The 637-nt window shown below is 62.3% G+C and carries 2 tRNA genes; both read right to left on the bottom strand.

Going from position 1 to position 637, the window contains the following annotated elements:
* Nucleotides 1-318 precede the first annotated feature (318 nt).
* A tRNA-Ala gene (locus QSG27_RS29140) sits at nt 319-394 on the bottom strand.
* A 29-nt stretch (nt 395-423) separates the two neighbouring features.
* A tRNA-Ile gene (locus QSG27_RS29145) sits at nt 424-500 on the bottom strand.
* Nucleotides 501-637: the final 137 nt, after the last annotated feature.

Raw genomic sequence — 637 nt, forward strand, 5'->3', positions numbered from 1 at the left:
TTATCGCAACGTGCTGCGTCCTTCATCGCCTCTCAGTGCCAAGGCATCCACCAGATGCCCTTCAGACGCTTGATCCTCTTCAGCGGTTGCGCCACGCGCAGGGGCAAGCCCTGGGCACTCGCAACACCGCAAGATGCATCGACCATCGAACCACCCGTCTCCAGGCGGCCCGAGGTCTGTCCTCGGTCACTTAACAATCGTCTTCACACTGTCCATGATCCCGCTCCAGTCCCCCGTCGGGGAGCCCGAAGCTCACGTTGCCGTGTTGTGGTTCCTTCCTACGGATCTCGGAGAACCCTTGCCTCGACACCAGCGGACTGGTGGAGGCAGACGGGATCGAACCGACGACCTCCTGCTTGCAAAGCAGGCGCTCTCCCAACTGAGCTATGCCCCCTATGGTGTCACGCGGTGTCGCCTGATGGATGGTGGGCCAGGGAGGATTTGAACCTCCGACCTCACGCTTATCAAGCGCGCGCTCTAACCAACTGAGCTACTAGCCCCTCGTTGCGGTGAGGCAACGATGAGATCCGTGAGAAGGGATGCGCCGGCGGCGGCGTGGGGTCGGCTGCGGGCCCGATGGACGGGCCGGCGTTTCCTTAGAAAGGAGGTGATCCAGCCGCAGGTTCCCCTACGGCTA

Source organism: Azospirillum isscasi (assembly GCF_030849505.1).
Taxonomy (GTDB): Bacteria; Pseudomonadota; Alphaproteobacteria; order Azospirillales; family Azospirillaceae; genus Azospirillum; species Azospirillum isscasi.